The sequence below is a fragment of the Chryseobacterium salviniae genome (assembly GCF_035819015.1).
GTDB classification, from domain to species: Bacteria; Bacteroidota; Bacteroidia; order Flavobacteriales; family Weeksellaceae; genus Chryseobacterium; species Chryseobacterium salviniae.
Genome location: NZ_JAYLAA010000058.1, coordinates 39,556 through 64,438 on the forward strand (window position 1 = coordinate 39,556; position 24,883 = coordinate 64,438).

A 24,883-nucleotide genomic window follows, 5' to 3' on the forward strand; every position below is an offset into this window, starting at 1 on the left:
TCCTCTTTTTCTGTCCATTTTTCATTTTTGCAAGTTCGGCTTATATTTCCGTACCTTTACCGACTAATTTTATCATCAATGCAACTCGGAAAAACTCAGACTTTAAAAATTTCAGATATAAATAATTCAGGATGGATCTTAACGGATGAATCTGGGGAAAAGGCTTTTTTACCGAAGATTTTCATTCAGGAAGACAAAGAAATAGATGACGAAATTGAAGTTTTTGTGTATCAGGATGACAGCAAACTGAAAGCTACTACAGAAATTCCTTTGGCAGAGGTAGGGGAATTTGCCGTCATGAGCTGTGTGCAGAGTCTTCCGAGCGGTGCTTTTATGGATTGGGGAATTATTAAAGATCTTTTCGTCCCGTACAAGCAGCAGAAAACAAAAATTGTAGAAGGAAAAAGATATCTTGTACACATTTATGTTGATGAAGACCTTGAATTGATAACCGGAACTACAAAGTTTAAAAGAAATCCGCAATACCAGGATCTGCCTTTCAAGAAAGGAGATAAAGTAGATCTTATCATGATGAATGAAAGTGAACTCGGCTGGAATGTAGTCATCAATAAAAAATATATTGGTCTTATTTACACTTCTGATGTTTTCAAAAAGCTATATCCTTTATCCGAAGAAACCGGTTACATTAAAGCCATCCGTGAAGATGGAAAAATAGATGTCTCATTGCAGCCTGAAGGATTTGAAAATATTGATGAGTTTAAAAAGAAAATTCTGGATAAACTGGAAGAAAATTACGGTCTCCTGTACATTTCCGATCAGTCGTCTCCTGAAGAGATCAAAGATGAGCTCCAGATGAGTAAGAAGAATTTCAAAAAAGCCATCGGCGGATTGTATAAGGATAAAATTATTGATATCCTTGACGATAAAATCAAATTATTATAAAACAAAAAAGAGCAGAATTTTCTGCTCTTTTTTGTTACTCTCTATTCTTCACCATCAGCCAGCCAGTGTAAATTCTACCGTCGGAAACTTTTATGGTGTACCAGTAATTTCCTGTAGAAACAGGGCTTCCGTTAAGTTTGCCGTCCCATTCCAGAGGTTTTTTCAAGATTACTTCTTTGAAAACAGGTAATCCTCTTCGATCATACACATTTACTTCGGTTCCCGGGTAGTTTTCCAGTCCGGTAATTTTCCATTGATCATTGTATCCGTCACCATTCGGCGTAAAAGCATTGGGAATGTTGAAAATCGAAAAAGGTTTCTGCCCGATAAAACAGCCTTCTTTGGTTCGTACATACACTATATACTCGCCGATGCCTAAATTGCTAAATATGTTTGAATTCTGCCATGTAAAATTATCCAGGGAATATTCAAAATTACCGGGAGCAGAAAGTGCCACTGTTGCTGTTCCATTGTTAACGGTTACAGCCGTAATTTCCGGCAATACGACATAACTTGCCTGAACCTGGTCACTACTCTGGCATCCGAAATTATTGCTTACCGTTACAGAATAATTTCCTGCAGCAGAAACTGTAATGGTTTGGGTGGTAGCTCCCGTACTCCATAAATAGGATGCAAAGCCGCTTCCGGCGTCCAGTGTTACGGTTTTGCCTTTACAGAATTCAATTTTTTCAGGGAGTTCCAATACAGGTTTGGGGTTTAAGGTAAGGCTTAACCTCACTACGGTAAAACATCCGTCTGCTGTAGTAACTTTTACGTGGATAACTGTGGAACCTACGTTTAAAGCATAATTCGATGGGTTGGCAATAGGATTTCCAAGATCATCGGTGTATGTAAAAGTATATATTCCGGGATTGACTATGATCTGAGACTGATAAGAAGTAAGGTTTACCAACATTGAATTTGCGGTTGAGCTATTACATATAGTCGCAGAATAATCATTGGCAGGAACATTATTGGTTGATAAAGTTACCGAAATACCAAGTTTTTCAGATTCACAATTATTTAAAGTCTGTGTTGCAAAATAGGTTACGCCATGAACCAAAGGAGTCGTTACAGGTAATACATTTCCTGCAGCATCATAGAATAGTAATGAAGTTCCGGCAATAATTAAATTAGATAATTTAGGATTGGATGATGCACAGAAATCCTGAGCCGGGTTTCCTGTTGGTTTGGGAGTTTCGTTAACGGTTACCAGAACAGCTGTCTTATTACTTTCGCAGCCGTTAACAGTTTGTGAAGCGTAGTATGTTTGTCCGTTTACAAGTGCTGTGGTGGTGGTTAAAATATTTCCTGCTGCATCATACCATTTGATATTCTGTCCTGTGATCTGGATATTTGAAATAGTTGGGTGATTGCTAGCGCAGAAAGTTTGCTGTGGGTTTGAAGTAGTAGGTATGGCCGGTGCAGTTACGATTATATTTTGATTTTGTGATGAAATATTTCCGTTTCCGTCATTATAATTCCAGTGAATAACATAAGTTCCGGGAAGAGAGTAGGAAAGAGGATCTGTTGTAGTGGCTGTAATGATGCCGGTGCAATTGTCTGTGGCTGTAGGGATTGTTGAAATTACAGTGTGACAGTCTCCAGTAATGGTTAGAAGTGTTGCTGTATTAGGAACGGGTGCGGCTGTATCACCTACAACTACATTTACAGTGAAAATTCCATCGCAGGCCCCAGAACCTGTAATCTGGCATGTATAAGTTCCTGCATTTGTAGTGGTTGCATTCGGGATAGAAGGGTTTTGTTGTGTGGATGTAAACCCGTTTGGCCCGGTCCAGTTATAAGTTGTTCCGCCAGTTGCATTGAGTTGAATGGCTGAATTAACGCATACAGGAGAATTGGAATTTACGACACCGGAAGATGTACAATCCTGAAACTTTGCAATGAATATATCATTGGAAGGGTGTCCTCCCTGTTGTTGAAATGTTCCGGGAGTTGCAATTCCTGTAGTATTATTACTAGACATTCCTGTAAAATAAATATAACCCTCGTTATCTTTTGTAACAGTTCCCAGTTGCGTTCCTCCGTTTCCTCCATAAAAAGTTCCCCATTGCTTTACATTATTGGAATCGTACTTTATCATAAATGTTTTTAGGTATGGACCTGTATCTTCCATATACGCATTAGGGGTAGCAATGCCTGCCTGATGAATATGATCAGATAATCCCGAGAAAAACACATTTCCTACAGTATCAATATAGGCTGTTAACTGGACTTGGTATAAAATAGAAAAATTAGTTTTTGCAATTGTGTTTGTGTTCAGATCTATTCTCCATATTCCTGCCGGTCCGTAAACCGATCCGTTAGGATTAGGAAACTCACCCGCTAATATCAGAGTATTGTTAATGATTCTAGCTTCCCAAACATAATCCTGCATTGAATTTCCAAAATAGCTGGATCGCAGTAAGGTACCTGTACTTTTCGAAAACTTTAGATATAATCCGTCAGTTACGCCTCCGAAAGTAGATTGAAACGGGCTGATCATAGGAATGTTAGGAGAACGGGTTGCCCCAATAACTTCAAGGTCGCTTCCTGTAGAAGAAAATATATTGAAGATAGAAGTAGAATGATCTGTTGCGCCAAAGAATGTGGATCGAAGTGTATTGCCTGTTAAGGCATCCAGAGTTACAATATAACCATCTGAATATCCACTGGGACTGAGTTTTGTAGGTTGTGGAGCATTTAAAGTAGGAAAATTGGGACTCATTGTATCTCCTCCAAGAAAAACCTGATTATTATTGTATGAAACCGTATATAGTTCTTCAATTGAATTTCCGATGAAATCCTTTTTATAAATTAAACCACCGTTAGCATCAAATTTAGTTAATAAAGCATCTTGATTACTTCCTTGTCTGAGAACTGTACCTGCCGCATAAATATTATAATTTTCATCAAACGCAACATCATTGAATGAATCATCTTTTATACTCCCGAAATACGTACTCCATAATCGTTGTCCGGTTTTAGTAATCTTCATTAAGAAAGCATCAAACGCAGCAAGAATATTTTGTTGATAAGCGCCCGAAGTTGAAATATTAGTTGCACTTGCTGTTGTGCCGTAAAGATATCCTGTATTTTGAGAATCTGTTTTAATTCTTCCATAATCTTCACCAAAGCCCCCCGCATAGCTTCCCCATATTCTCGTAGGAACTGGATCAATAACGATAGTTCTATCTGAAATATCAACAGGGCTGTTAAACCCAAAAACCTGGTCACCAAGATGTTTAAAAGAAACATCAATATTTTCTTTTTTATTTCCTACAATCCAGCTTGTTGGAATGTCTTCATACATTTCCCCGAAGCGGACTTTCATCAAAAGTTTATTATCCTTAATTGACGTAGAAGCACCATTAAATTTCATTTTAATATCAGAGATTTTTCCCCCGGGTTTTATAATGAAATTATACTCTATGGGCTTTAAAACATCTTCTGGTTTAAAAAAAACCAAATCGATATTAGGATATATATTATTGTATAAAATTTTTTGATAGCGATGAACATGAGCAACCCCTTCTGATTTGCCCGGAATATTATAATAATTGCTGTAATCAGGAGATCTTCCTTCTGCAGTTATCGATGCGTTCTCATTAGAATTTAGCAATTCAATATCTATACGGTGAAACTGATTTTCATATATAAATTCATCGTTAATATTTTTTTTTGAAACAAGAGCGTTTTCATTTTTGTATTTTAAAGAATTCGGATTTGCAGTCTTAACCGTTTCATACACATCATACGAAAACCCGTTTTTTTTAAGCTGTACATTTAATCCCGCAGAATGAAAAAGATATTTTACACTTGGATTTGCATTTCCATCCTGGTCAATAATCTGACCTTTATTTTCATAAAATAAATATTCTTTGTTTTGATAATCTTTCCTCTGGGAGATAAGCAGCGTGTAAAAGAGAAAAGCTAAGAGAAAAGCTGATTTTCGCATGGGTTACTAATTTTCCGGCAAATATAATAAAATCGTGATCTCTATGAGATTAAAACTAATTAATACGGTTTCTATTATGTTAAAATATGATGCATATCATAATTTTTATCTTAATTATTTTGTTTAACAATTTTGTCAAAACATTTGATTGATTTATATTTGCACAAATTTGTTTAACAAAAATGTCAAATCAACCAAAAAAAGATCAAACACAGGAATTAATCAAGGAAACTGCGAAGAATCTGTTCTTTGTGAAAGGGAAGTTTGATGCCACCACTCAGGAGATTGCCGATGAAGCCGGGGTCAACAGGACACTAATCAACTACTATTTCAGATCAAGAGATAATTTGATCCAGATTATTTTTGATGAAGCGCAGAAAGTAGAGCACGAAAAATCTGAAATCATTATGAACTCCGATTTGCCATTCAAGGAAAAGATCGGGCAGTTTATTGAAGGAAGTTTGTCTACAAGCCTTCAGAACCCATATCTGGAAACCTATATTGTTTCGCAGATCAACAAAGGAAACTGCCACAAAAAAGATATTGAAGAAGACGAGCTGAAAAAGCTCTATAAAGAAGTAGAAGCAGAAATGGAACTTGGGAATATTGAAAAAATGGCACCCATTCAGTTTGTTCTCAATATGATTTCATTATTGGTCTTTCCAAGTGCCGTAAGGCCTTTATTAATGGAAAACCTAATGATTGACGAAGTAGAATTCGATAGAATTATTTCCGAACGAAAAGACATTATTTTAAATATGTTATTTAAAAATTAAAAAATGTTAAAGTATTTTAAAAAATGAATCGTCTTTTAGAAATAAAAACTAAAGCAACAGCAATTACATTAAAAAAATAAACGAAGTATAAAATTATGAAAAGAAAACGAATAACTGCACAAAAGCTAAAGATAGGAATAGCCGCTGCATTTATGATTTTCGGCTTTTCATCACTGTCTGCACAGCAGCAGGTTTCCCTACAGGAGGCCATCAAACAGGCACTCCAAAATAAAGCGGAAGCTAAAAAAGCTGCTTTACAGGTAAAAAAAGCTGAGTACAAAATTGATGAGGCCAGAGCCGGAGCCCTTCCGCAGATCAGTGCCAACATCAGCAATACTTTTAATCCGATTCTTCAGACCTCCGTACTTCCGGGAGAAATCATCGGGATGCCCGGACAATTGGTGCCTGTAACTTTCGGTACAAAATGGCAGTCGGTAAATTCGGTGTCACTGTATCAGAATATTTTCGACCAAAGAGTTTTTACAGGATTAAAAGCTGCCAAATCTACAAGAGAATTTTATTTGCTTAATTCTCAACTGACTAACGAACAGATCATCGAGAATGTAGCCACAGCTTATTATCAGGTATTTGTTCAGGAAGAGAACCTTAAAACCGTAGAAGCAAGCTATGCCAACACGGAAAGAGTGAGAAACGTAATCAAAAGTTTAGTTGATAACGGACTTGCAAAATCGATTGATCTTGACCGTACCAACGTTCAGCTTACCAACATCGGGTCAAACAGGCAACAGCTGGTAAATGCGGTGGAAGTTTCAAAAAATGCGCTTAAATTTTACATGGGAATTCCCATCAGCACACCCATCGAGCTGGAAGAAAAAACCATTGAGCCCAATACAGCGCTATTAGATACTGCTGCCAATATAGAAAACCGTTCAGAAATCAAAGTACTGAACAAGCAGAAAGAACTTCTACAATATAATAAAAAAGCAACCGAAGCTTTGCTGTATCCAACGGTTGGCCTTCAGGCAAACTATGGATGGCAGGGTCTTGGCAATAAATTTCCGTATTTTACGGGAAGTGCGCAGGGAACCAACTGGAGTGATTATGCATCTATAGGTCTGGCCATAAAAATTCCGATTTTCTCCGGAGGAGCTACAAGAGCGCAGATTCAGCAGGCAGAAATCGATATTCAGGATCTTGATCAGGATATCAACAATACCAAAGAAAGCCTCGACCTTGATTATAAAAATGCGATCAGCAATATGGAGAATGCCATCATCAATATCGAGAGCACGAAGGATAATGTTGGCCTTGCAGAAAGAGTTCAGAAAAATACACAATCCAATTATCAATACGGCCTTGCAACGCTCACCGAAGTGCTGGATGCTGAAAATGCCCTTACCCAGGCTAAGCAGAATTATGCAAATGCTTTATTAGATTATAAACAGGCTGAAATTAAATTAATCAAAGCAAAAGGACAATTAAACACATTACAAAACCCATAATAAACTACAATGAAAAAAACTCTAATATATATTATCGTGGCTGCTGTACTGATCGGTTTAGCGGCGTACAAAATTGCTGGAAATAAAGAAAAGCAGACTCAGGAAGTAAAAGAAGTAGCCAAGCAGGTTGATAAGATCAACGTGAATGTGATTACCGTTTCCAGAGAAAATATAGATACAAATTATACGGCCAACGGAACATTCATTCCAAAACAGGAATCTAAACAATCTTCTGAAATCTCAGGAAGAATTGTAAGCGTTCTGGTAAAAGAAGGGTCCAGAGTTGGTGCAGGACAGGTTTTGGCTACCATTAAAAAAGATGCCATCGAAGTAGATGTCACTCAGGCACAAAACAATTTGCAGAATGCGATTATCGACAATCAGCGTTACGAAAATGCTTTCAAAACCGGAGGGGTTACCAAACAGCAGCTTGATAACTCAAGGCTTCAGCTTAAAAATGCACAGGCAGCAGTTCGTGCGCAGGGGGTTAAAATAAATGATACCAGCGTACGCGCAGGAATCAGCGGTACCATCAATAAGAAAATGGTGGAGCCGGGAATGGTAGTAGCACCGGGTACAGCTTTATTTGAAATCGTAAATATCAACTCATTAAAGCTTTCAGTTTTAGTGGATGAAAGCCAGATTGGGAAAATTCAGATCGGGCAGGAAGTTCCTATCAAAGTAAATGTTCTTCCTGAAGATTCTTTTGTAGGTAGGATTACCTTCATTGCACCAAAAAGTGACGCATCTTTAAATTTCCCTGTGGAAATTGAAGTTCAGAACAAAGGTAACCTGAAAGCGGGGATGTATGCCACGGCAACATTTAAAACCAACAATGGCGCAGAAACTCAGAATATCCTTACCGTTCCTGCAGAAGCCTTTGTAAACGGGGTAAGTTCCGGACAATTATTTGTTGTTCAGAATGGTGTTGCAAAACTGATCAAAGTAACCATTGGAAAAGTGTATGGTGATAAAGTTCAGGTTTTAAGCGGACTGAATGGTGGAGAACAGGTAGTAACCAGCGGACAGATCAACTTAGATAATGGTTCTAAAGTAAATATCATAAAGTAGAAATTCTATGAAGTTAGCAGAAATATCGATTAAAAGACCATCGTTGGTGATCGTATTGTTTACGATTCTTACGTTGGGAGGTATCCTGAGTTACACACTCCTGGGATACGAATTGATTCCGAAGTTTGAAACCAATATGGTAACGATTTCTACGGTATATCCCGGAGCTTCGCCTGCAGAGGTGGAAACCTCAGTTACCCGAAAGATTGAAGATGCCGTTGGTTCTTTGGAAAATGTGAAAAAAGTAGAATCTTCTTCCTATGAAAGCTTATCCGTAATCATGGTGCAGCTGAATGACGGAGCCGATGTAGATTATGCTTTAAATGATGCTCAGAGAAAGGTTAATGCTATCCTTGCTGACCTTCCGGATGATGTGGATGCACCGTCCCTGAATAAATTCTCGCTCGATGATTTACCCATCATCACGATGAGTGTTTCATCAGATAAATTGAACAATAAGGATCTATATGACCTTTTAGATAAAAAAATAGAACCAATTTTCTCCCGTGTAAACGGTGTGGCACAGGTTGATCTTGTAGGCGGACAGGAAAGAGAAATCCAGGTGAATCTTGATGAAAAGAAACTGCAGGGGTATGGTCTTTCAATCGGAGACGTACAGCAGGCAATCCTTTCTTCAAACCTTGATTTCCCTACAGGTAGTATTAAAACAAGAAGCACAAAATCTACCATCAGATTATCAGGAAAATACAGATCAGTTGAGGAAATGAATAACCTTGTGGTTTCCAATAAAAACGGTGCACAGGTACGGTTATCTGATATTGCAACGGTTTTCGATTCCCAGAAAGATGTGGAAAAAGTAGCGAGGTTCAATCAGTTTCCTACCATCTTAATGCAGGTTAAAAAACAATCTGATGCGAATGCCGTAACGGTTTCCGAAAGCGTTCAGAAAACCATTCAAACCGTAGAAGAAACCTATAAAATGCAGGGTGTAAAAGTAAAAGTGGTAAACGATACTACAGAGTTTACTCTGGAATCTGCCAACCACGTTATTTTTGACTTATTCCTGGCGATCATCCTCGTAGCCATTGTGATGCTATTATTTCTTCACAGCATAAGAAATGCATTCATTGTAATGGTTTCGATCCCGGCATCTCTTATTGCTACGTTTATTGGAATTTATTTTATGGGCTACACGCTGAACCTGATGAGTTTACTGGGGCTTTCGCTCGTGGTAGGTATCCTGGTGGATGATGCGATCGTAGTACTGGAAAATATTTACCGTCACATGGAGATGGGAAAAAGCAAGATCCGTGCAGCATATGACGGAGCTTCGGAGATCGGGTTTACGGTTGCGGCAATTACGTTGGTAATTGTGGTGGTATTCCTCCCGATTGCGATGAGTTCAGGGTTGGTAGCTAATATTTTGGCGCAGTTCTGCGTCACGGTAGTAATTGCAACCTTATTATCATTGCTGGCTTCATTTACCATTATTCCATGGTTATCTTCAAGATTCGGTAAGCTGGAGCACTTAACAGGTAAAAACTGGTTCGAAAAATTCATTCTTTGGTTTGAAGGAATGATCGAAAGATTCACGCACTGGATTACAGGAATTCTGGAATGGTGTCTAAAAACTACATTACGAAGAATTTCTACGGTAGTAATTACCTTCATTGTTTTAATTTCTTCTTTCATGCTGGTAGCATTCGGATTTATCGGGGGTGAATTCTTCCCGCCGATCGACAGAGGACAGTTCCTTGTCCAGATGGAATTACCAAAAGATGCAACGGTTGAAAAAACAAACCAGTTAACTTTAGATGTTGAGAAATTTTTGAGAAACGATAAAGATGTGGTAGATCTTATTACAACAGTAGGGCAGCAGTCAACCGGTTTCGGTGGAGCACAGGCTACAACCTACCAGTCGGAAGTTCAGGTAAATTTAACGGATAAATCCGAACGTTCTGAAAGCACCAACATCAAAGCGGCAAAAATTAAAAGAGCCTTAGAAGAAAAATTTACCGGCGTTGAATTTAAAACCGCTCCAATCGGAATCCTCGGAGCTGAAAATGCTCCGATCGAAATGGTGGTAACCGCTCCGGATAATGAAACAGCAGTAAAAGAAGCAACCAGAATTTTAGCTCTTCTTAAAAAAGTACCGGGAGCGGTGGATGCAGAATTATCTACCGACACCGGAAATCCGGAAGTTCAGGTAAATATTGACAGAGATAAAATGGCTTCTTTAGGCTTAAACCTTTCCAGCGTAGGACAAACAATGCAGACGGCATTCAACGGAAATACAGACGGAAAATTCAGGGCCGGGGAATATGAATATGATATCAATATCCGTTTTGCTGACGCCAGCAGACAGTCTATTGATGATGTGAGAAATTTAATGTTCACCAATTCGCAGGGACAGCAGATCCGTTTGAGCCAGTTTGCCGATGTTAAGATGGGTTCAGGACCGAGCTTGCTTGAACGTAGAGATAAATCGCCTTCCGTAAAAGTAAGAGCAAAAGCTGTGGGTAGACCTGTAGGAGATGTTGCCAATGAATGGGCAAACCAATTTATGGATGGCAAAAACAAGCCTGCAGGAGTAGATTACATCTGGAGCGGGGACATGGAAAACCAGCAGGAAGGTTTCGGTACGTTGGGTATCGCTTTATTGGCGGCTATCGTATTGGTTTACCTGGTTATGGTTTCCTTATATGACAGTTTCGTATATCCGTTTGTGGTATTGTTCTCCATTCCATTGGCGATGATCGGGGTAATGGTAATTCTTGCTCTAACAGCCAATTCACTGAATATTTTCACGATGTTGGGGATGATCATGCTGATTGGTCTCGTTGCAAAGAACGCGATTCTGATCGTCGACTTTACCAACGCGAGAAAAGAAGCCGGAGCCACAACGCACGATGCTTTGATACAGGCTAACCACGCACGTCTTCGTCCGATTTTGATGACAACGATTGCGATGATCTTTGGGATGTTACCAATCGCATTGGCAACAGGAGCCGGGGCGGAAATGAACAAAGGTCTGGCATGGGTAGTTATTGGTGGTTTAACATCGTCTCTATTCCTTACCCTGATTATTGTACCGGTAGTTTATTCACTTATGGAATCCACTATAAATTTCTTCAGCCGATTATTCAATAGAATTTTTGGAACCAAGATGGGAGAAAAAGTAGACTATGATGCTGAAATGAAAGCAGATTATGAACACAGAGATTTAAGTGAAGACGGATATACCCCGAAACATTTAGACTAATATAACAATCTTTAATTAACCGAAAAAGCGTATCAGAAATGGTGCGCTTTTTTGTCATTATGATGTGCGAAGCGAAGAAGCAATCGCAAATGATAATAATAACATCAATGCTCAATCGCTGAGTATAAACTGAAAGTTTACGAACATAGCTCAGTCCTTGCGAACAAAAAATATTTTCGATAATTTTAAAAACTTTGTAATTCTTCAGTTAAGATTAAAATTCATCCAACAAAAAAGCCTCCGAAATAATCCGAAAGCTTTATATATTGTTACATCTTAAAAATTAATCTGCCATTACTTCGCCTGCCTTCCGGTATACAAAGCTGCCGTAGATGTGTCTTCTTGCAAAACGGCTTGGAGAATCTGCATTCACCATTTTGATATACGTATTTCTCGGAACACCCAGATATTCATAGATGTTACCGTTCAGATGCTGAATCGTAAGAGTTGATTTCTCAAGGTAAAAATCCTGAATGTTGGAAGTTGTGGTAGTTTCCGTGTACTCTTCTTTGTATTTTTCCTGAGTCTCAGGATTGATGCTCACCAGAAAATGATAGGCTTCAATCACCGACTTGCTTTTTTCTTCCGCTTCCAGTTTACCGGCTTCATCATTGATGAATTTGTCAGGATGCGTATCTTTCATCGTATTCCTGTAAATGGTTTTCAGTTCTTTCAGTGTCACATTTTTATCGACTTCAAGAAGCTTTCTGTATTCGCCTAATTTTTTCATTATGGTTGGATCCTTTTTTCGGGATGCAAAATTAAGCTATTTAATTGGAATATAACTTATTCATTATTAATTGTTTTAATAAAATAATATTAATTTAAGCCTAATTTAATCTAATGTATTAAATCATAAATCTAAGAATAACAATGAAAGCTTCATTGATTCCTGAATATGTTCATCCAATATTTTAATTTCATCAACAGGATAATAAAATTCAACAGGGTTTACAAAAACATTATTATATTTTGTACGGCCACTGGAGCCGTCTACATCAATAGACAATAATGTAGAACCTGTTTTACGTTGTACGGTTTTTAAGCCTTTTGACGTTACTTTAGATTCCACACAGCCAACCAATGCGCCCCTACCCAATATGTCAAAGCAAATAGCAGTATAAATTCCATTGCGAACCAGCTGACCCGGAGGAAGAATGCAGGCGTATAAAACATTGGGAAGATTCATAATACCACGGGAAGCTACTACTGTAAATGGAATATTATTGATTTCTTTATATTGCTGTTGCAGCTTTTCCCTTAAACCGTTCAGAGCATCTTTAACTGAAATTATTTCAGCATCATTGGTTCTTAAAGCCACGTTTTTCACTACAGGATGCAGCTGCCTGAACTCACATACAGCATGGAAATAATCTAAAAAATTCATTTTAAATCAACTCAATTACTCCGTCTTCTGATAAATATGCGTCACTTTAGCATCCTTAATAAAATACTGAATCGGAGTATCTTTCACAGCATTTTTATTGGTGAGTTCAATATAATATACCATTGTGTTGGGGAACTTAGGATCTTTACACAATATTTTGAAGCGTTTCACCTTGTCATCATTGCTTAAAAAAATAAGCTCGGAAGCATTGTAAAGCTTTATATTATTTACATCGAAAGCGATCTTCCAGTTTTTTTGCAGTTTTGCAAATCGTTTCTGGGTTCTGTCGCTGTCTTCATTTTCAAATTTATCAACCTGGAAATCCGTTAGAAGTTGAGGATAAATTAATCCCTCCTGAAGAATATTTTTCGTGATTTTATCAGATTTATCATAAAAAATAATTTTATTGTCAAATAGGATCTGGTTATCTTTTACCACAATATTTCCGTTAAACTTTTTATAGTTTTTCTTTTTATAATCATTTTTAAAATGTTCGATGGCAGCCTTATCTTTAGATCCTGGCTTTTCTGTTTTCTGGGCAAAAAAAGAGGTTGATAAAAGTATCGTAAGGCTGGCTGTGTATAATAATTTCATGATTTTATTAATTTTAATTAAGATTTAAAGAATATTTTTAAGTCTTATATATTGCAGAAGCATAATGGTTTTGGCATCTTTAATGGCTCCGGTTTCAATCATTGTTAAGGCCTCTTCAAAAGGAATTTCAAGCACTTCGATATCTTCGCCTTCGTCTTGAAGTCCGCCGCCATTATGTATTTTCATATCATTGGAATATTCACCGATGAAAAAATGAAGGATTTCCGTAACAGCACCCGGCGACATATACGCCTCGAAAATTTTCTCAACATAGGAAATTTTGTAGCCGGTTTCTTCTTCGGTTTCCCGTTTAATGCATTCTTCGGGATTATCGTTGTCTAAAAGTCCGGCGCACACTTCAATCATCATTCCGGTTTCGTTCCCGTTAAGAAAAGAAGGCAATCTGAACTGTTTGGTAAGGATTACATTTCCCGTGCTTTTATTATACAACAAAATGGCTGCACCGTTTCCGCGATCATACGCTTCGCGGCTTTGCTGCTGAAAGCTGCCGTCTTTTTTCTGAATATTGAAAGTTACTTTTTTTAAAGTGTACCAGTTGTCTGATAATATTTCAGTCTTTTCTATCTGAACGCTTGTATTGTGCATGGATTGTATAATCTTGGTAATTATTTTTGCAATAAATTTTCTAAAGCTTTTTTTAAATCGGTGAATTTAAACTGAAAACCTGCCTTTTGAATTTTCTCTGCAGAAGCTCTTGAACCTTCCAGTAATGCATCGGCCAGTTCACCGAAAATAAGTTTTAAAACAAACCCCGGAACATTCGGCATGAAAAGAGGTTTTTTTAGAACCTCAGCGATTTTTTTGGTTAAATTTTCATTCGTCGTATGCTGTGGAGAAACGGCATTAAATGCTCCGTCGATATCCGGGTTTTTCAGTGCAAAATCGTAAATCGAACAAATATCATCAATATGGATCCAGGGCATATACTGTTTTCCGTTTCCAAGAGCTGAACCAATTCCCATTTTGATAGTCGGAAGCATTTTCTTTAAAGCTCCATCTTTTTCAGACAGCACCACCGCCGTACGGATTTTCACCACTCTTTCCGCAAGGTTCTGTTCCTTAAACTGATCGGCTGCACGCTCCCACAATACCACAACTTCACTTAGAAAATCATTTCCCGGGCCGTCATTTTCAGTGAAGATTGTATCGGTCGTTTTTGTTCCGTAATAATTGATTCCCGAAGCAGATATAAAAGATTTTAGCGTAATTTTTTTCAGTTGTAATGTTTTTAATATCAGATCGGCAGAATCAACCCTGCTGGAAATAAGTTCTTTTTTTCGTTCATCAGTCCATCTTTTTTCAGAGATATTGGCTCCTGCAAGATGAATGATGTGGGAAATTCCTTCAAAAGCTGCATCATCAATCGTTTTGTTTTTAATATTCCACTCGAATTCATTACTATGTTTTTTCTTTCTGGTTAAAAAGCGAACGGTATAGTTTTTTTCAAGCCTTTTGGCAAGTTCACGGGCAATAAGTCCGCCGGCTCCGGTAATGAGGATAATATCTTTCATGAATAACTGCGATTTACTATTATGTTTGGCTTTTAACAATTAAAATAAAATCGTCATCCAAAAGTTTATAACCATAATCGTATATGAATTTATATTCAGAACCATTTTTATAGACTTTCAGATTCGTAAAATAATCAAAATCAAAACCTAAGCCATCAAGCCTGGATCGGGGAACTTTTGCTTTTCCGTCTGTATTCACCTCAGCAAGAATTCTGTAGTTTTTGCGGAGTCTGTTATTAATAGTACGCATCAGGTTGCTGGAATCCTTATTCTGTTTGTTGTTGTAAGCATTCCTGCAGGCATCATTACAAAACTTTTTGTCTGATCTCCCGATGATTTTTTCGCCGCATTCGAGACAATTCATAATTTTTATTTTTTCAATTTGTGTGGTTGAGCATGTTTTTTCTTTAGCAGCCTCATGAATCTGCTGTGAGCAGGATAGCTTCTGTTGGAAGTGATATTGTTGAAAAAAAGTGCTGTAAGTAATAAAATAAGACAACCGGTAAGTACCGGTGACAAAACATACCAATATCCCAGTTCAGGAATTTTTCCCGTGGAACTCACCGCAATCAGTGCCGTAGCGCCGCCCGGAGGATGAAGGGTTTTGGTGTACTGCATCAGGACAATAGAAAAAGCAACAGCAAGAGGAGCTGATAGCCAGATAATATCAGGAACAATTTTATAGACCGTAACACCTACTAAAGCTGATATGACATGGCCTCCTACCAAATTCCTCGGCTGCGCAAGCGGACTCTGAATCGCTCCGTAAATCAAAACGCTTGAGGCTCCGAAAGATCCGATCAGAAAAATATTCTCTGTTGCCGATACAGAATGCGACTGGATAAAAGCAATAATTCCGATCCCGAAAAAAGCACCCAGAAAAGACCAGAAATGTTCCTTGTAATCCACAAGCGTTTCCCTATAAATTATATATTTTGATACCCTGAATGTTCTTTTAATTGCTTTTTTCATAGATAACCAAAGATACAATAATTATCCGTTTTCAAACGGTTAAACGATGTTGATTGTTTTTTATAGTCGTTTTCAAACGACTACAAACGAATTTAAATAATTTGATACCGACTTATGTTTTTGATTTCCCCAATCTTTGCAACAGAGATCCGGGAAAACAGTGAACGTCTCGGATCTGAATATTAATCTAAATAACAAATAAAATTATGTCACTAAGAAACAAAGTAACATTGATTGGTTACACAGGAAAAGAAGTTGAAATCGTAAACTTCGAAAACGGAAGCAGCAAAGCGGTTGTATCTCTTGCAACCAGCGATTATTACACCAATGCAAAAGGTGAAAAAGTAGAAGAAACGCAATGGCACAATCTGATTGCTTTCGGGAAAACAGCTGAAATCTTTCAGAAATATGTTACGAAAGGAAAAGAAATTGCCATCGAAGGAAAGCTTACGTACAGATCGTATGACGATAAAGACGGCGTAAAACGCTATATCACGGAAATCAGGGTAGATGAAATTCTGCTTCTGGGAGGCAAATAACAGTTAAAAGACACAGGCGATGAAAGTAAAAGTTTTTAAAGTAAGGCTGGATCACGAGTTTTTGCATCACGATCAGCTTGTTTTGGATGAGTTTCTCGAAAGCCATCAGATTGTAAAAACGGAAACCGCTTTTGTAAATAATGAAAATTACTGGTCGGTATTCCTGTATTTTGAAGCATTGAAAGCAACTGCCACAACGGTAAAAGAATCCAGGCACGCAAAATATGCCGCAGAAAGTGAAGAGCTGAGTTCCGATGAAGAGAAAATTCTCTCCGCCCTGAAAGAATGGAGATCCGACAAAGCAAAAGAGCAGAATCTGCCGGGCTATTTTATTGCCACTAATAAAGAACTTATGTCCGTAGCGAAGTACAAGCCTGCCAGAAAAGAAGAGCTGCTGGATATTAAAGGATTCGGAAAGCATAAAATAGAAAACTATGGCGAAGAAATTCTTGAAATTTTAGAAAGTATATGATATTCGACAAAACACAAATGATGAATCGTTTCAAAGCTGGAGAAGATTGTTTCTCCGGCTTTTGATTTTAGCTTTAAAGTCAGTTCAATTCCTTATTTTTGCAACACTTATACATTAATCATCATTTATCAATTATAGAATGAAACCAGGTTTAGCAAAAGGGACGAGAGATTTTACCGCATCGGAAGTTGCAAGAAGAAGATACATCATCAATATTTTACAGAAAAACTTCGAATTATTCGGGTTCCAGCCATTGGAAACCCCAAGCTTTGAAAATCTTTCGACATTAACAGGGAAATATGGGGAAGAAGGAGATCGCCTTATTTTTAAGATTTTAAATTCGGGAGATTATACTTCAAAAGTGAATCAACAGGAATGGGAAGATAAAAATCATCAGAAATTAACTTCACAAATTTCAGATAAAGCCTTACGCTATGATCTTACTGTACCATTTGCAAGATTTGTGGCGATGAACCATAATCAGTTGACTTTTCCATTCAAGCGTTACCAGATTCAGCCGGTTTGGAGAGCAGACCGACCTCAAAAGGGAAGGTTCAGGGAGTTTTACCAGTGTGATGCCGATGTGGTGGGAAGTGAAAGCCTTCTGCAGGAAATAGATCTGGTACAGTTATATCTTAAATCATTTGCAGATTTGGGGCTCTCTGTAACTATTCATATTAATAACAGAAAGATTCTTTCAGGCCTTGCGGAATTTGCAGGAATCACAGATAAATTAATCGACTTTACAGTTGCTCTCGACAAATTAGATAAAATCGGTAAAGACGGTGTTGTAAAAGAACTTCTTGACAGAGGAATTGTTCAGGAATCTATCGATAAACTGGATTTCCTTTTTGAACAGTCAGATGATGCGTTGGAAAATCTTTTACAGCTAAAAGAGAAGTTCAAAGGAAATGAAACAGGATTAAAAGGTGTTGAGGAACTGGAATTTGTAATCACTCAGTCATTAAATTTAGGCGTTAATATCCAGAATTTGGTATTTGACATTACGCTTGCCAGAGGATTGGATTATTACACCGGAGCTATTTTCGAGGTAAAAGCGGATGAGGTTCAGATGGGGTCCATCGGTGGTGGCGGAAGATATGATAACCTTACGGAGGTTTTCGGGGTTAAAAATATTCCGGGAATCGGAATTTCTTTTGGTTTAGACAGGATTTATCTTGTCATGGAAGAGTTAGGACTGTTCCCTGAAGAGGCAACCTCAAAAGTAGAATACCTGTTTGCCAATTTTGGCGGTAATGAAACCATAGAAGCCCTGAAATTAATAAAGCAGTTAAGAGAAAAAGGAATCTCTGCAGAACTGTATCCTGAATCTGCCAAGATCGGGAAACAGTTTACCTACGCCGAAAAAAAGGGAATTAAAAATCTGGTCTTCCTGGGAGAAGAAGAAATCAAGAACGGAAATGTTACCTATAAAGATCTTGAAATAGGAGAACAAAAAACCGTTTCTTTAGAGGAGTTTTTAAGCAACTAACTATATTCTGAGAATTCTGTAAGGCCATGAAAAATACAGAAGATTTAAAAGAAATAGCCAAACTTTTTCTCAAGCTGGGAATAATTGGTTTCGGAGGACCCGCTGCCCATATATCCATGATGCAGAATGAGGTGGTTACCAAAAGAAAATGGATGTCCCAACAACATTTTCTGGATCTGATAGGAGCTACCAATTTAATTCCCGGACCCAACAGTACGGAAATGGCCATCCATATCGGAATAGAAAAAGCAGGCTGGAAAGGATTAATAACTGCAGGAGTGTGTTTTATATTTCCTGCAGTTTTTATAACCGGGATATTTGCGTGGCTTTATAAAAAATATGGGACACTGCCGGAAATTCAGCCTTTAGTTTATGGAATTAAGCCAGCTATCATTGCAGTGATTTTATCGGCCATTTTTCCTTTAGCTGAAAAATCTTTTAAGTCTGCTTCTCTTATTATTTTAGGATTGCTTGTATTAGTAGGATCGCTATTAGGTTACAATGAAATTTTTCTTCTTTTTGGAGCAGGATTTCTTTATCTCCTTCTTTTTTTTATCCGTTCCGGGAAATCCGGGGATCTGAGAAATCTGATTCCCATTATTTCTTTACAAGGGGCTGAAAATAATTTTATGTCTGCCTTAAATCTTAAGCTTTTCCTTATTTTCTTAAAAGTCGGATCTATTCTTTACGGAAGCGGTTACGTATTATTTGCCTTTCTGGATGCAGAGCTTGTGAGCAACGGAATGATGAACCGGAAACAGCTTATTGATGCCATTGCAGTAGGGCAATTTACTCCAGGGCCTGTTTTTTCATCCGTAACATTTATCGGGTATCAGATTAACGGATGGGCCGGAGCTGCGGTTTCAACCCTGGGAATTTTTTTACCTTCATTCCTTTTTGTCGCATTACTCAATCCTTTGGTAAAGAAAATGAGGAATTCTAAAATCTTTTCGGTATTCCTAGATGCCGTAAATGCAGCTTCTGTAGCCATTATTGTCTCTGTCTGTATCAGCATGGGAATAGAAACCGTTACCGACTGGCGTACTATTCTTATTGCTGTGGTATGTCTTTTTATAAGTTTTCGATACAGGAAGATTAACACTGCTCTTGTTATTGTATTGGGTTCAGGAATGGGATATTTACTAGCCTTATTATAAAAAGTAATTGCCTTATCTCACTCAATATAAATTAGCCTTGAAGTAAAGCAAAGCTTTATTAATAATCTCAACATTGATTCTTTTAAAGAATTCGACTGGTTGTCATACCCTTGTTTCAGATATGTTGTAGAATTTGAAAAAAGGAAGTGCAGAATATCAAAATTTGGAATAAATTTCCTTTGGTTTTTGCTATAAAAGCAGAAAAAAAGTCATCGTAAAAATGATTTACAATGACTTTTCTGAATATATGAATGTTAAATAACTAGTCTTAGCTTACGGTTTCCTGTGCATTATTTACAGTGTCCTGCGCTTTGTTTTTAAATTCACCTGCTTTTTCCTGAACTTGGGAAGCAACATTGTTGGCTCTGTCTTTAATATCATTTCCCCATTTGTTAAGGTTGTCTTTTGCATTATTAAATTTATCTTTTACCATTTGTTGCTGTTCAGGGCTTGAGTTTTTATACTTCCAGTATGCTAATGCTCCCAATCCAACCAGTGCCAATAAACCTTTTGTCTTATTTCCCATGATTTCTATTTTTTAAATGTTAATATTAAAATTTGTTGTTAGTAATCATGTAAAATACGTGCCAAAAAAAATATCAGAACTATAAAATAATGTTAAAGTTAATGGAAGGTTTCTAAATTTTCGCCGTCAAAACTTGCAAAAACCATAGTGGGATAAGAATCGCGGTGATACATATTTCCATGGTAGTCGATGGCAATGGCTCCTGCAAAACCATCAATCGTTTTCAGTTCGTCGAAAGTTTTGTCGAAAGCATCTTCCAGAGACATTCCGTCGGTTACTCTTGTTACAATCTTTGTTGCCGTGGCATTGCTTACAATATCTTCTCCAACCCCGGTACAGCTGACGGCACAGAAAGAATTGGCATAATTTCCGGCTACGGTTGCAGAATCCGAAATCCTTCCCGGAATTTCAAATCCTTTTCCTCCGGTAGATGTTGCAACGGCTAATTTTCCGTCCTTATCAATCGCTACGCAGCCGACAGTACCTTTTCCGCCGTTGTTTAATTTTTCTTCGTATTCTGCTCTTCTTTTAGGAATTTCAGTAGAAAAATTTTCAAAACCATGAGCTGCAGCATATTTTTTAGCACCGCTTCCGCCCAAGACACGGTCATCTTCCTTCATCAGCTCTTTTGCAACAAAAACAGGATTTTTTACATCCTGAATATTGATAACTCCGCTAAGCTTTTGCGTTTCGCCATCCATAATTGCAGCACTCATCCTGATGATTCCGTCACTTTGGATCTGGGAACCGATACCTGCGTTGTAGAGTTCATCGTCTTCCAGCATAGAAACTGCAAAAGCAGCCGTATCCAAAGCAGAATTATTCTGTAGAAAATCAAAAGCCTTTTTTACGATATTTTTCAAAGACTCCTGTTTGGCTGTTTTTATTTCATGACTCTGATCGCTTTCGGAAAAAAATCCTCCGTGAATGATTATCTTCATTGTACTGTTATTTAGGAAACAAGATAGCCAAATTTTTCAAAACCAGCTATGATTCTGTAAATGCCGTATAAAATTTATGTATAAATAGCTTTTATTTATCCTGCGGAATAGGATTAAATTGAGAATTCTCTATAGTCAATACTTTTGTAGTAAGATCATAATGATCATTCATGGACATTACATGAACCGTTAGATTATCAATAGAGATAGGCTCTCCAAGGTTGATATTGGTAAGATTGGTGTCCTTGATGAATCTTCCGTCAACCAGAATTACCAGTCCGGAACCTACGGCCGTCATGACATCATTGTAAATAAAAAGACCGGTGTCTTCCCCAAGCCCGATTCCCAACGTTCTCGGATTATTGACCACTGCCTGAAACAATCTTCCGATCCTTCCGCGCTGTACAAAGTGCGTGTCAATAATGACATTGTCAATTAATCCCAATCCTTGTGTGGTTTTAATTTCACCCTTTAAAAGAGCTTCAGAACTGCTTCCCTGATAAATCATGTTTTCAGAAGCAGCAGCAGCTCCGGCAGAAGTTCCGGAATAAATAAAATCCTGTTCCTGGTATTTCAGTAAAATGGTATCATGAAATCTTGTTCCTCCCAGAATGCTGGTGAGACGAAGCTGATCTCCACCAGTAAACATCACAACATCGGCAGCATTTGCCCTTGCAACAATGGCATCAGAATTGGCTTCTTCTCGGTTGTGAATATCAAGTATATTTACATTTCTTGCTCCTAAAAATTCAAAAGCTTTTTTATATTCTGAGCCTACAATCTGAGGAATCTGTGAGGCTGTCGTGATAATTTCAATGACAGAATTTTCCTTATGCTTAGACTCGTTGATGATTTTTCTAAGTATTCCTCGCTCAAAAAAATTCAGGTTTTTTTCGATGTTCTGATCAAAATCGGTCTCTGCAAAACTCCCTTTGTTTACTGCACCACCAATTACAATTAATTTTCCAACAGGTTTCGTCATAGGGTGCAAATTTAAAAAATTATTGACAGTTGAAGAAATCCAGCACAGATAAAATTGATTTTGAGGATTTTAGAATGATAAAAAAATGCAGATTATTTTTAGTAAATATTCAAGCGTGGTATAGTTTTGTTTAGGGTTTTGCATTATCTTTGATTTTAAATGCAGTTATTGTTAACTATTAAAAATGCAAATAGGCTATGAAAATTGAAAAAATACAGGCATTGCGCGGCCCGAATATTTGGAGTATCAGACGAAAGAAGCTGATACAGATGAGGTTGGATCTGGAAGAAATGGAAAATTTCCCTACCAATAAAATCGAAGGATTCAGAGAAAGGATAGAAAAACTAATACCTTCTTTGTTTACGCACAGATGTTCTGAGGGAGTAGAAGGAGGTTTTTTCCATCGTATAGAAACAGGAACATGGATGGGCCACGTTATTGAGCACATTGCCCTGGAAATTCAGACGCTGGCCGGAATGGAAGTGGGCTTTGGAAGAACACGCGAAACCAAAACACCCGGAGTGTACAATGTCGTATTTAATTATATTGAAGAAAATGCAGGGATTTTTGCTGCGGAAGAATCTGTAAAAATTGCTGAAGCTTTGATTAAAGGTGAAGATTATGATCTTAATTCGTGTATTCAGAAGCTTAAAGAGATCCGCGAAAGGGTTCGCCTCGGACCTTCCACCGGAAGCATTGTTGAAGAGGCTGTTTCCCGAAAAATCCCATGGATTCGATTAGGGACAAACTCTTTGGTACAGCTTGGTTATGGTGTAAATCAGCAGAGGTTTCAGGCCACCATTACCGGAAAAACAAGCTCTATTGCTGTAGATATTGCATGCAATAAAGAGCTTACGAAAAGAATGCTGCATGATGCTGCTATTCCTGTTCCGATGGGAGATTTGGTTACAGATGAAGAAGGACTTGACAGCGTTGTTCGGAAAATAGGATATCCCGTGGTTATTAAGCCTTTGGACGGAAATCACGGAAAAGGTTCTTCCATTAATGTTAACGACTGGCAATCTGCTAAAATCGGACTGGAACATGCCCAGAAATATTCTAAAAAAGTTATTGTTGAGAAATATATTACCGGTTACGATTTCAGGGTACTGGTAATCAATAATAAAATGATTGCTGCTGCGAGAAGAGTTCCGGCTCATGTTGTCGGTGATGGTGAACTTAATCTTCAGCAACTGATAGAGAAAGAAAACGAAGATCCGAGAAGAGGGTACGGACACGAAAATGTTTTAACCGAAATTAATGTCGATAAAGATACTACCGAACTTTTGGAGAAAATGAATTACACTTTGGAAACCGTTCCACAGAAAGGTGAGGTCGTTTATCTGAAGTCTACAGCGAATCTTTCAACGGGAGGTACGTCAATTGATGTAACGGATATGATACATCCTGAAAACATCACTATGGCGGAAAGAATTTCGAAAATAATAGGTCTTGATGTCTGTGGAATTGATATCATGGCCGAAAATCTTACGCAGCCATTAAAAGAAAGTGGCGGTGCCATTATTGAAGTAAATGCCGCGCCGGGATTCAGAATGCATCTGGCGCCAAGTGAAGGATTGCCGAGAAATGTTGCCGCTCCGGTGGTAGACATGCTGTATCCACCCGGAAAACCTTTTACGATACCGATTATTGCCGTTACGGGAACTAACGGTAAAACAACGACTACGAGACTGATTTCACACATTGTAAAAAGTAACGGATACAGGGTAGGATTTACCACTTCAGACGGAATTTATATCCAGAATACCATGCTCTCGAAAGGGGATACTACAGGACCGCTTTCCGCAGAATTTGTTTTAAAAGATCCTACAGTAGAGTTTGCTGTGCTTGAAACGGCACGCGGCGGAATTTTACGTTCCGGGCTTGGTTTTTCGCAATGTGATATCGGGGTTTTAACCAATATTGAAGAAGATCATCTCGGGATGAATGACATCCACAACCTGAAAGATCTTACCCGTGTAAAAAGAGTGGTTCTAGACAGTGTTAAGAAAAACGGATGGAGTATTTTAAATGCCGATAATGAATATTCCATGAAAATTGTTAATGATCTTGACAGTCAGGTTGCGATTTTCAGTATGAATGAAAACAACCCACACATTCAGAAATTTGCGAAGGATGGGAAAATTACCTGTATTTATGAGGAAGGTTTTGTAACCATCAAGAAAGGAGACTGGAAAATAAGAATCGGCAAGGCAAAAGATTTCCCGATTACGATGGAAGGCAAAGCCAAATTCATGATTGAAAATGTTCTGGCTGCAAGTCTTGCATGTTATTTATATGGATTCGGAATTGAAGATATTTCCAATTCATTGAGGACTTTCATTCCAAGTGCACAGCTTACTCCCGGCCGACTGAATGTATTTAAATTTAAAAATTTCAAGGTTCTGATTGATTTTGCACACAATCCATCCGGTTATGAGGCTATTGAAGATTATCTTAAAAATGTTGAAGCAACAAAAAAAATAGGAATTATTTCAGGGGTAGGAGACCGTAGAGACGGTGATATCAGGGAATGCGGGAAAATCGCAGGAAGAATGTTCGATCATATCATCATCCGAAATGAAAAGCATCTCCGTGGACGAACGGAAGATGAGATTAACGGTTTAATCATCGAGGGAATGCAGTCTTCCGGAAAAGATGTAAGCTATGAAATTATTCCTAAAGAGATTGAAGCGCTGAAGCATGCGATGGGAATGGCGGAAGAAGGTACTTTTATCACCGCTCTAAGCGACGTAATTTCCAATGCGATTGATCTGGTGCAGGATTACCAGACCAGAGAATTAATGGAAGACGATAAAATGGTATAATTATATTTCTAAGAGTTTCGGCTTTACGTAAAAGTTTCGGCGGCAWAGAARAAGACCCCCAAAAAAA

The 24,883-nt window shown here is 37.9% G+C and carries 21 protein-coding genes; 10 read left to right on the plus strand and 11 right to left on the minus strand.

The features are described from left to right. The first annotated feature begins 78 nt into the window (after positions 1 to 78). A complete protein-coding gene (locus tag SOP96_RS17705; protein ID WP_326322221.1) occupies positions 79 to 903 on the plus strand; it encodes a CvfB family protein in 825 nt (274 codons plus the stop codon). A gap of 34 nt (positions 904 to 937) precedes the next feature. On the opposite strand, the gene SOP96_RS17710 is transcribed toward SOP96_RS17705, so the two are convergent. Further along, positions 938 to 4,861, minus strand: coding sequence for a DUF7948 domain-containing protein (locus SOP96_RS17710; protein ID WP_326322222.1), 3,924 nt, complete (start codon positions 4,859 to 4,861; stop codon positions 938 to 940). Positions 4,862 to 5,043: 182 nt separating this feature from the next. On the opposite strand from SOP96_RS17710, the gene SOP96_RS17715 reads away from it, so the two are divergent. From SOP96_RS17715 to SOP96_RS17730, 4 genes are all read left to right on the plus strand, one after another. Beyond that, a complete protein-coding gene (locus SOP96_RS17715; RefSeq protein ID WP_326322223.1) occupies positions 5,044 to 5,637 on the plus strand; it encodes a TetR/AcrR family transcriptional regulator in 594 nt (197 codons plus the stop codon). Positions 5,638 to 5,732: 95 nt separating this feature from the next. Next, a complete protein-coding gene (locus SOP96_RS17720) occupies positions 5,733 to 7,100 on the plus strand; it encodes a TolC family protein (RefSeq protein WP_326322224.1) in 1,368 nt (455 codons plus the stop codon). A gap of 9 nt (positions 7,101 to 7,109) precedes the next feature. Further along, positions 7,110 to 8,171 carry an efflux RND transporter periplasmic adaptor subunit gene (locus SOP96_RS17725; protein WP_326322225.1) on the plus strand — a complete coding sequence of 354 codons (1,062 nt, stop codon included), beginning with the start codon at positions 7,110 to 7,112 and terminating at the stop codon, positions 8,169 to 8,171. Positions 8,172 to 8,178: 7 nt separating this feature from the next. Next, the gene (locus tag SOP96_RS17730; RefSeq protein ID WP_326322226.1) at positions 8,179 to 11,394 is read left to right on the plus strand and encodes an efflux RND transporter permease subunit; all 3,216 of its coding nucleotides are present in this window, start codon (positions 8,179 to 8,181) and stop codon (positions 11,392 to 11,394) included. A gap of 283 nt (positions 11,395 to 11,677) precedes the next feature. Here SOP96_RS17730 and SOP96_RS17735 read toward each other — a convergent pair whose 3' ends face one another. From SOP96_RS17735 to SOP96_RS17765, 7 genes are all read right to left on the minus strand, one after another. Further along, positions 11,678 to 12,124, minus strand: coding sequence for a KTSC domain-containing protein (locus tag SOP96_RS17735; protein WP_326322227.1), 447 nt, complete (start codon positions 12,122 to 12,124; stop codon positions 11,678 to 11,680). 123 nt (positions 12,125 to 12,247) lie between these two features. Next, positions 12,248 to 12,781 (minus strand): hypothetical protein, encoded by a 534-nt coding sequence (locus tag SOP96_RS17740; RefSeq protein WP_326322228.1) that lies wholly within the window; start codon positions 12,779 to 12,781, stop codon positions 12,248 to 12,250. A gap of 15 nt (positions 12,782 to 12,796) precedes the next feature. Next, the gene (locus tag SOP96_RS17745) at positions 12,797 to 13,375 is read right to left on the minus strand and encodes a hypothetical protein (RefSeq protein ID WP_326322229.1); all 579 of its coding nucleotides are present in this window, start codon (positions 13,373 to 13,375) and stop codon (positions 12,797 to 12,799) included. Between the two features lie 24 nt (positions 13,376 to 13,399). Then, entirely contained in the window at positions 13,400 to 13,981 is a 582-nt protein-coding gene (gene nudK / locus SOP96_RS17750; protein ID WP_326322230.1) for a GDP-mannose pyrophosphatase NudK, read from the minus strand. 20 nt (positions 13,982 to 14,001) lie between these two features. Beyond that, on the minus strand, positions 14,002 to 14,907 hold the full coding sequence (locus SOP96_RS17755; protein ID WP_326322231.1) for a TIGR01777 family oxidoreductase: 906 nt from the start codon (positions 14,905 to 14,907) through the stop codon (positions 14,002 to 14,004). 19 nt (positions 14,908 to 14,926) lie between these two features. Further along, on the minus strand, positions 14,927 to 15,271 hold the full coding sequence (locus SOP96_RS17760; RefSeq protein ID WP_326322232.1) for a hypothetical protein: 345 nt from the start codon (positions 15,269 to 15,271) through the stop codon (positions 14,927 to 14,929). 5 nt (positions 15,272 to 15,276) lie between these two features. Further along, the gene (locus SOP96_RS17765; RefSeq protein WP_326322233.1) at positions 15,277 to 15,879 is read right to left on the minus strand and encodes an HPP family protein; all 603 of its coding nucleotides are present in this window, start codon (positions 15,877 to 15,879) and stop codon (positions 15,277 to 15,279) included. 206 nt (positions 15,880 to 16,085) lie between these two features. Here SOP96_RS17765 and SOP96_RS17770 point away from each other — a divergent pair, with 206 nt between their 5' ends. The 4 genes from SOP96_RS17770 to chrA all read left to right on the plus strand — a co-directional run bounded on the left by SOP96_RS17770 (position 16,086) and on the right by chrA (position 19,539). Beyond that, complete coding sequence (locus tag SOP96_RS17770; RefSeq protein WP_326322234.1) at positions 16,086 to 16,418, plus strand: single-stranded DNA-binding protein; 333 nt, start codon at positions 16,086 to 16,088, stop codon at positions 16,416 to 16,418. Between the two features lie 19 nt (positions 16,419 to 16,437). Next, complete coding sequence (locus SOP96_RS17775; protein ID WP_326322235.1) at positions 16,438 to 16,890, plus strand: HRDC domain-containing protein; 453 nt, start codon at positions 16,438 to 16,440, stop codon at positions 16,888 to 16,890. A gap of 139 nt (positions 16,891 to 17,029) precedes the next feature. Then, positions 17,030 to 18,382, plus strand: a complete 1,353-nt coding sequence (gene hisS, locus SOP96_RS17780) for a histidine--tRNA ligase (RefSeq protein WP_326322236.1) — start codon at positions 17,030 to 17,032, stop codon at positions 18,380 to 18,382. Between the two features lie 26 nt (positions 18,383 to 18,408). Next, the gene (chrA, locus tag SOP96_RS17785) at positions 18,409 to 19,539 is read left to right on the plus strand and encodes a chromate efflux transporter (RefSeq protein ID WP_326322237.1); all 1,131 of its coding nucleotides are present in this window, start codon (positions 18,409 to 18,411) and stop codon (positions 19,537 to 19,539) included. A gap of 268 nt (positions 19,540 to 19,807) precedes the next feature. On the opposite strand, the gene SOP96_RS17790 is transcribed toward chrA, so the two are convergent. The 3 genes from SOP96_RS17790 to SOP96_RS17800 all read right to left on the minus strand — a co-directional run bounded on the left by SOP96_RS17790 (position 19,808) and on the right by SOP96_RS17800 (position 21,988). Further along, positions 19,808 to 20,065 carry a YtxH domain-containing protein gene (locus tag SOP96_RS17790; RefSeq protein ID WP_326322238.1) on the minus strand — a complete coding sequence of 86 codons (258 nt, stop codon included), beginning with the start codon at positions 20,063 to 20,065 and terminating at the stop codon, positions 19,808 to 19,810. 98 nt (positions 20,066 to 20,163) lie between these two features. Further along, positions 20,164 to 21,006: an isoaspartyl peptidase/L-asparaginase gene (locus SOP96_RS17795; protein ID WP_326322239.1), complete on the minus strand. Its 843-nt coding sequence runs from the start codon at positions 21,004 to 21,006 to the stop codon at positions 20,164 to 20,166. A 91-nt stretch (positions 21,007 to 21,097) separates the two neighbouring features. Beyond that, positions 21,098 to 21,988 carry a cyanophycinase gene (locus SOP96_RS17800; RefSeq protein WP_326322240.1) on the minus strand — a complete coding sequence of 297 codons (891 nt, stop codon included), beginning with the start codon at positions 21,986 to 21,988 and terminating at the stop codon, positions 21,098 to 21,100. Between the two features lie 197 nt (positions 21,989 to 22,185). On the opposite strand from SOP96_RS17800, the gene cphA reads away from it, so the two are divergent. Beyond that, on the plus strand, positions 22,186 to 24,816 hold the full coding sequence (cphA, locus tag SOP96_RS17805) for a cyanophycin synthetase (RefSeq protein WP_326322241.1): 2,631 nt from the start codon (positions 22,186 to 22,188) through the stop codon (positions 24,814 to 24,816). Positions 24,817 to 24,883: the final 67 nt, after the last annotated feature.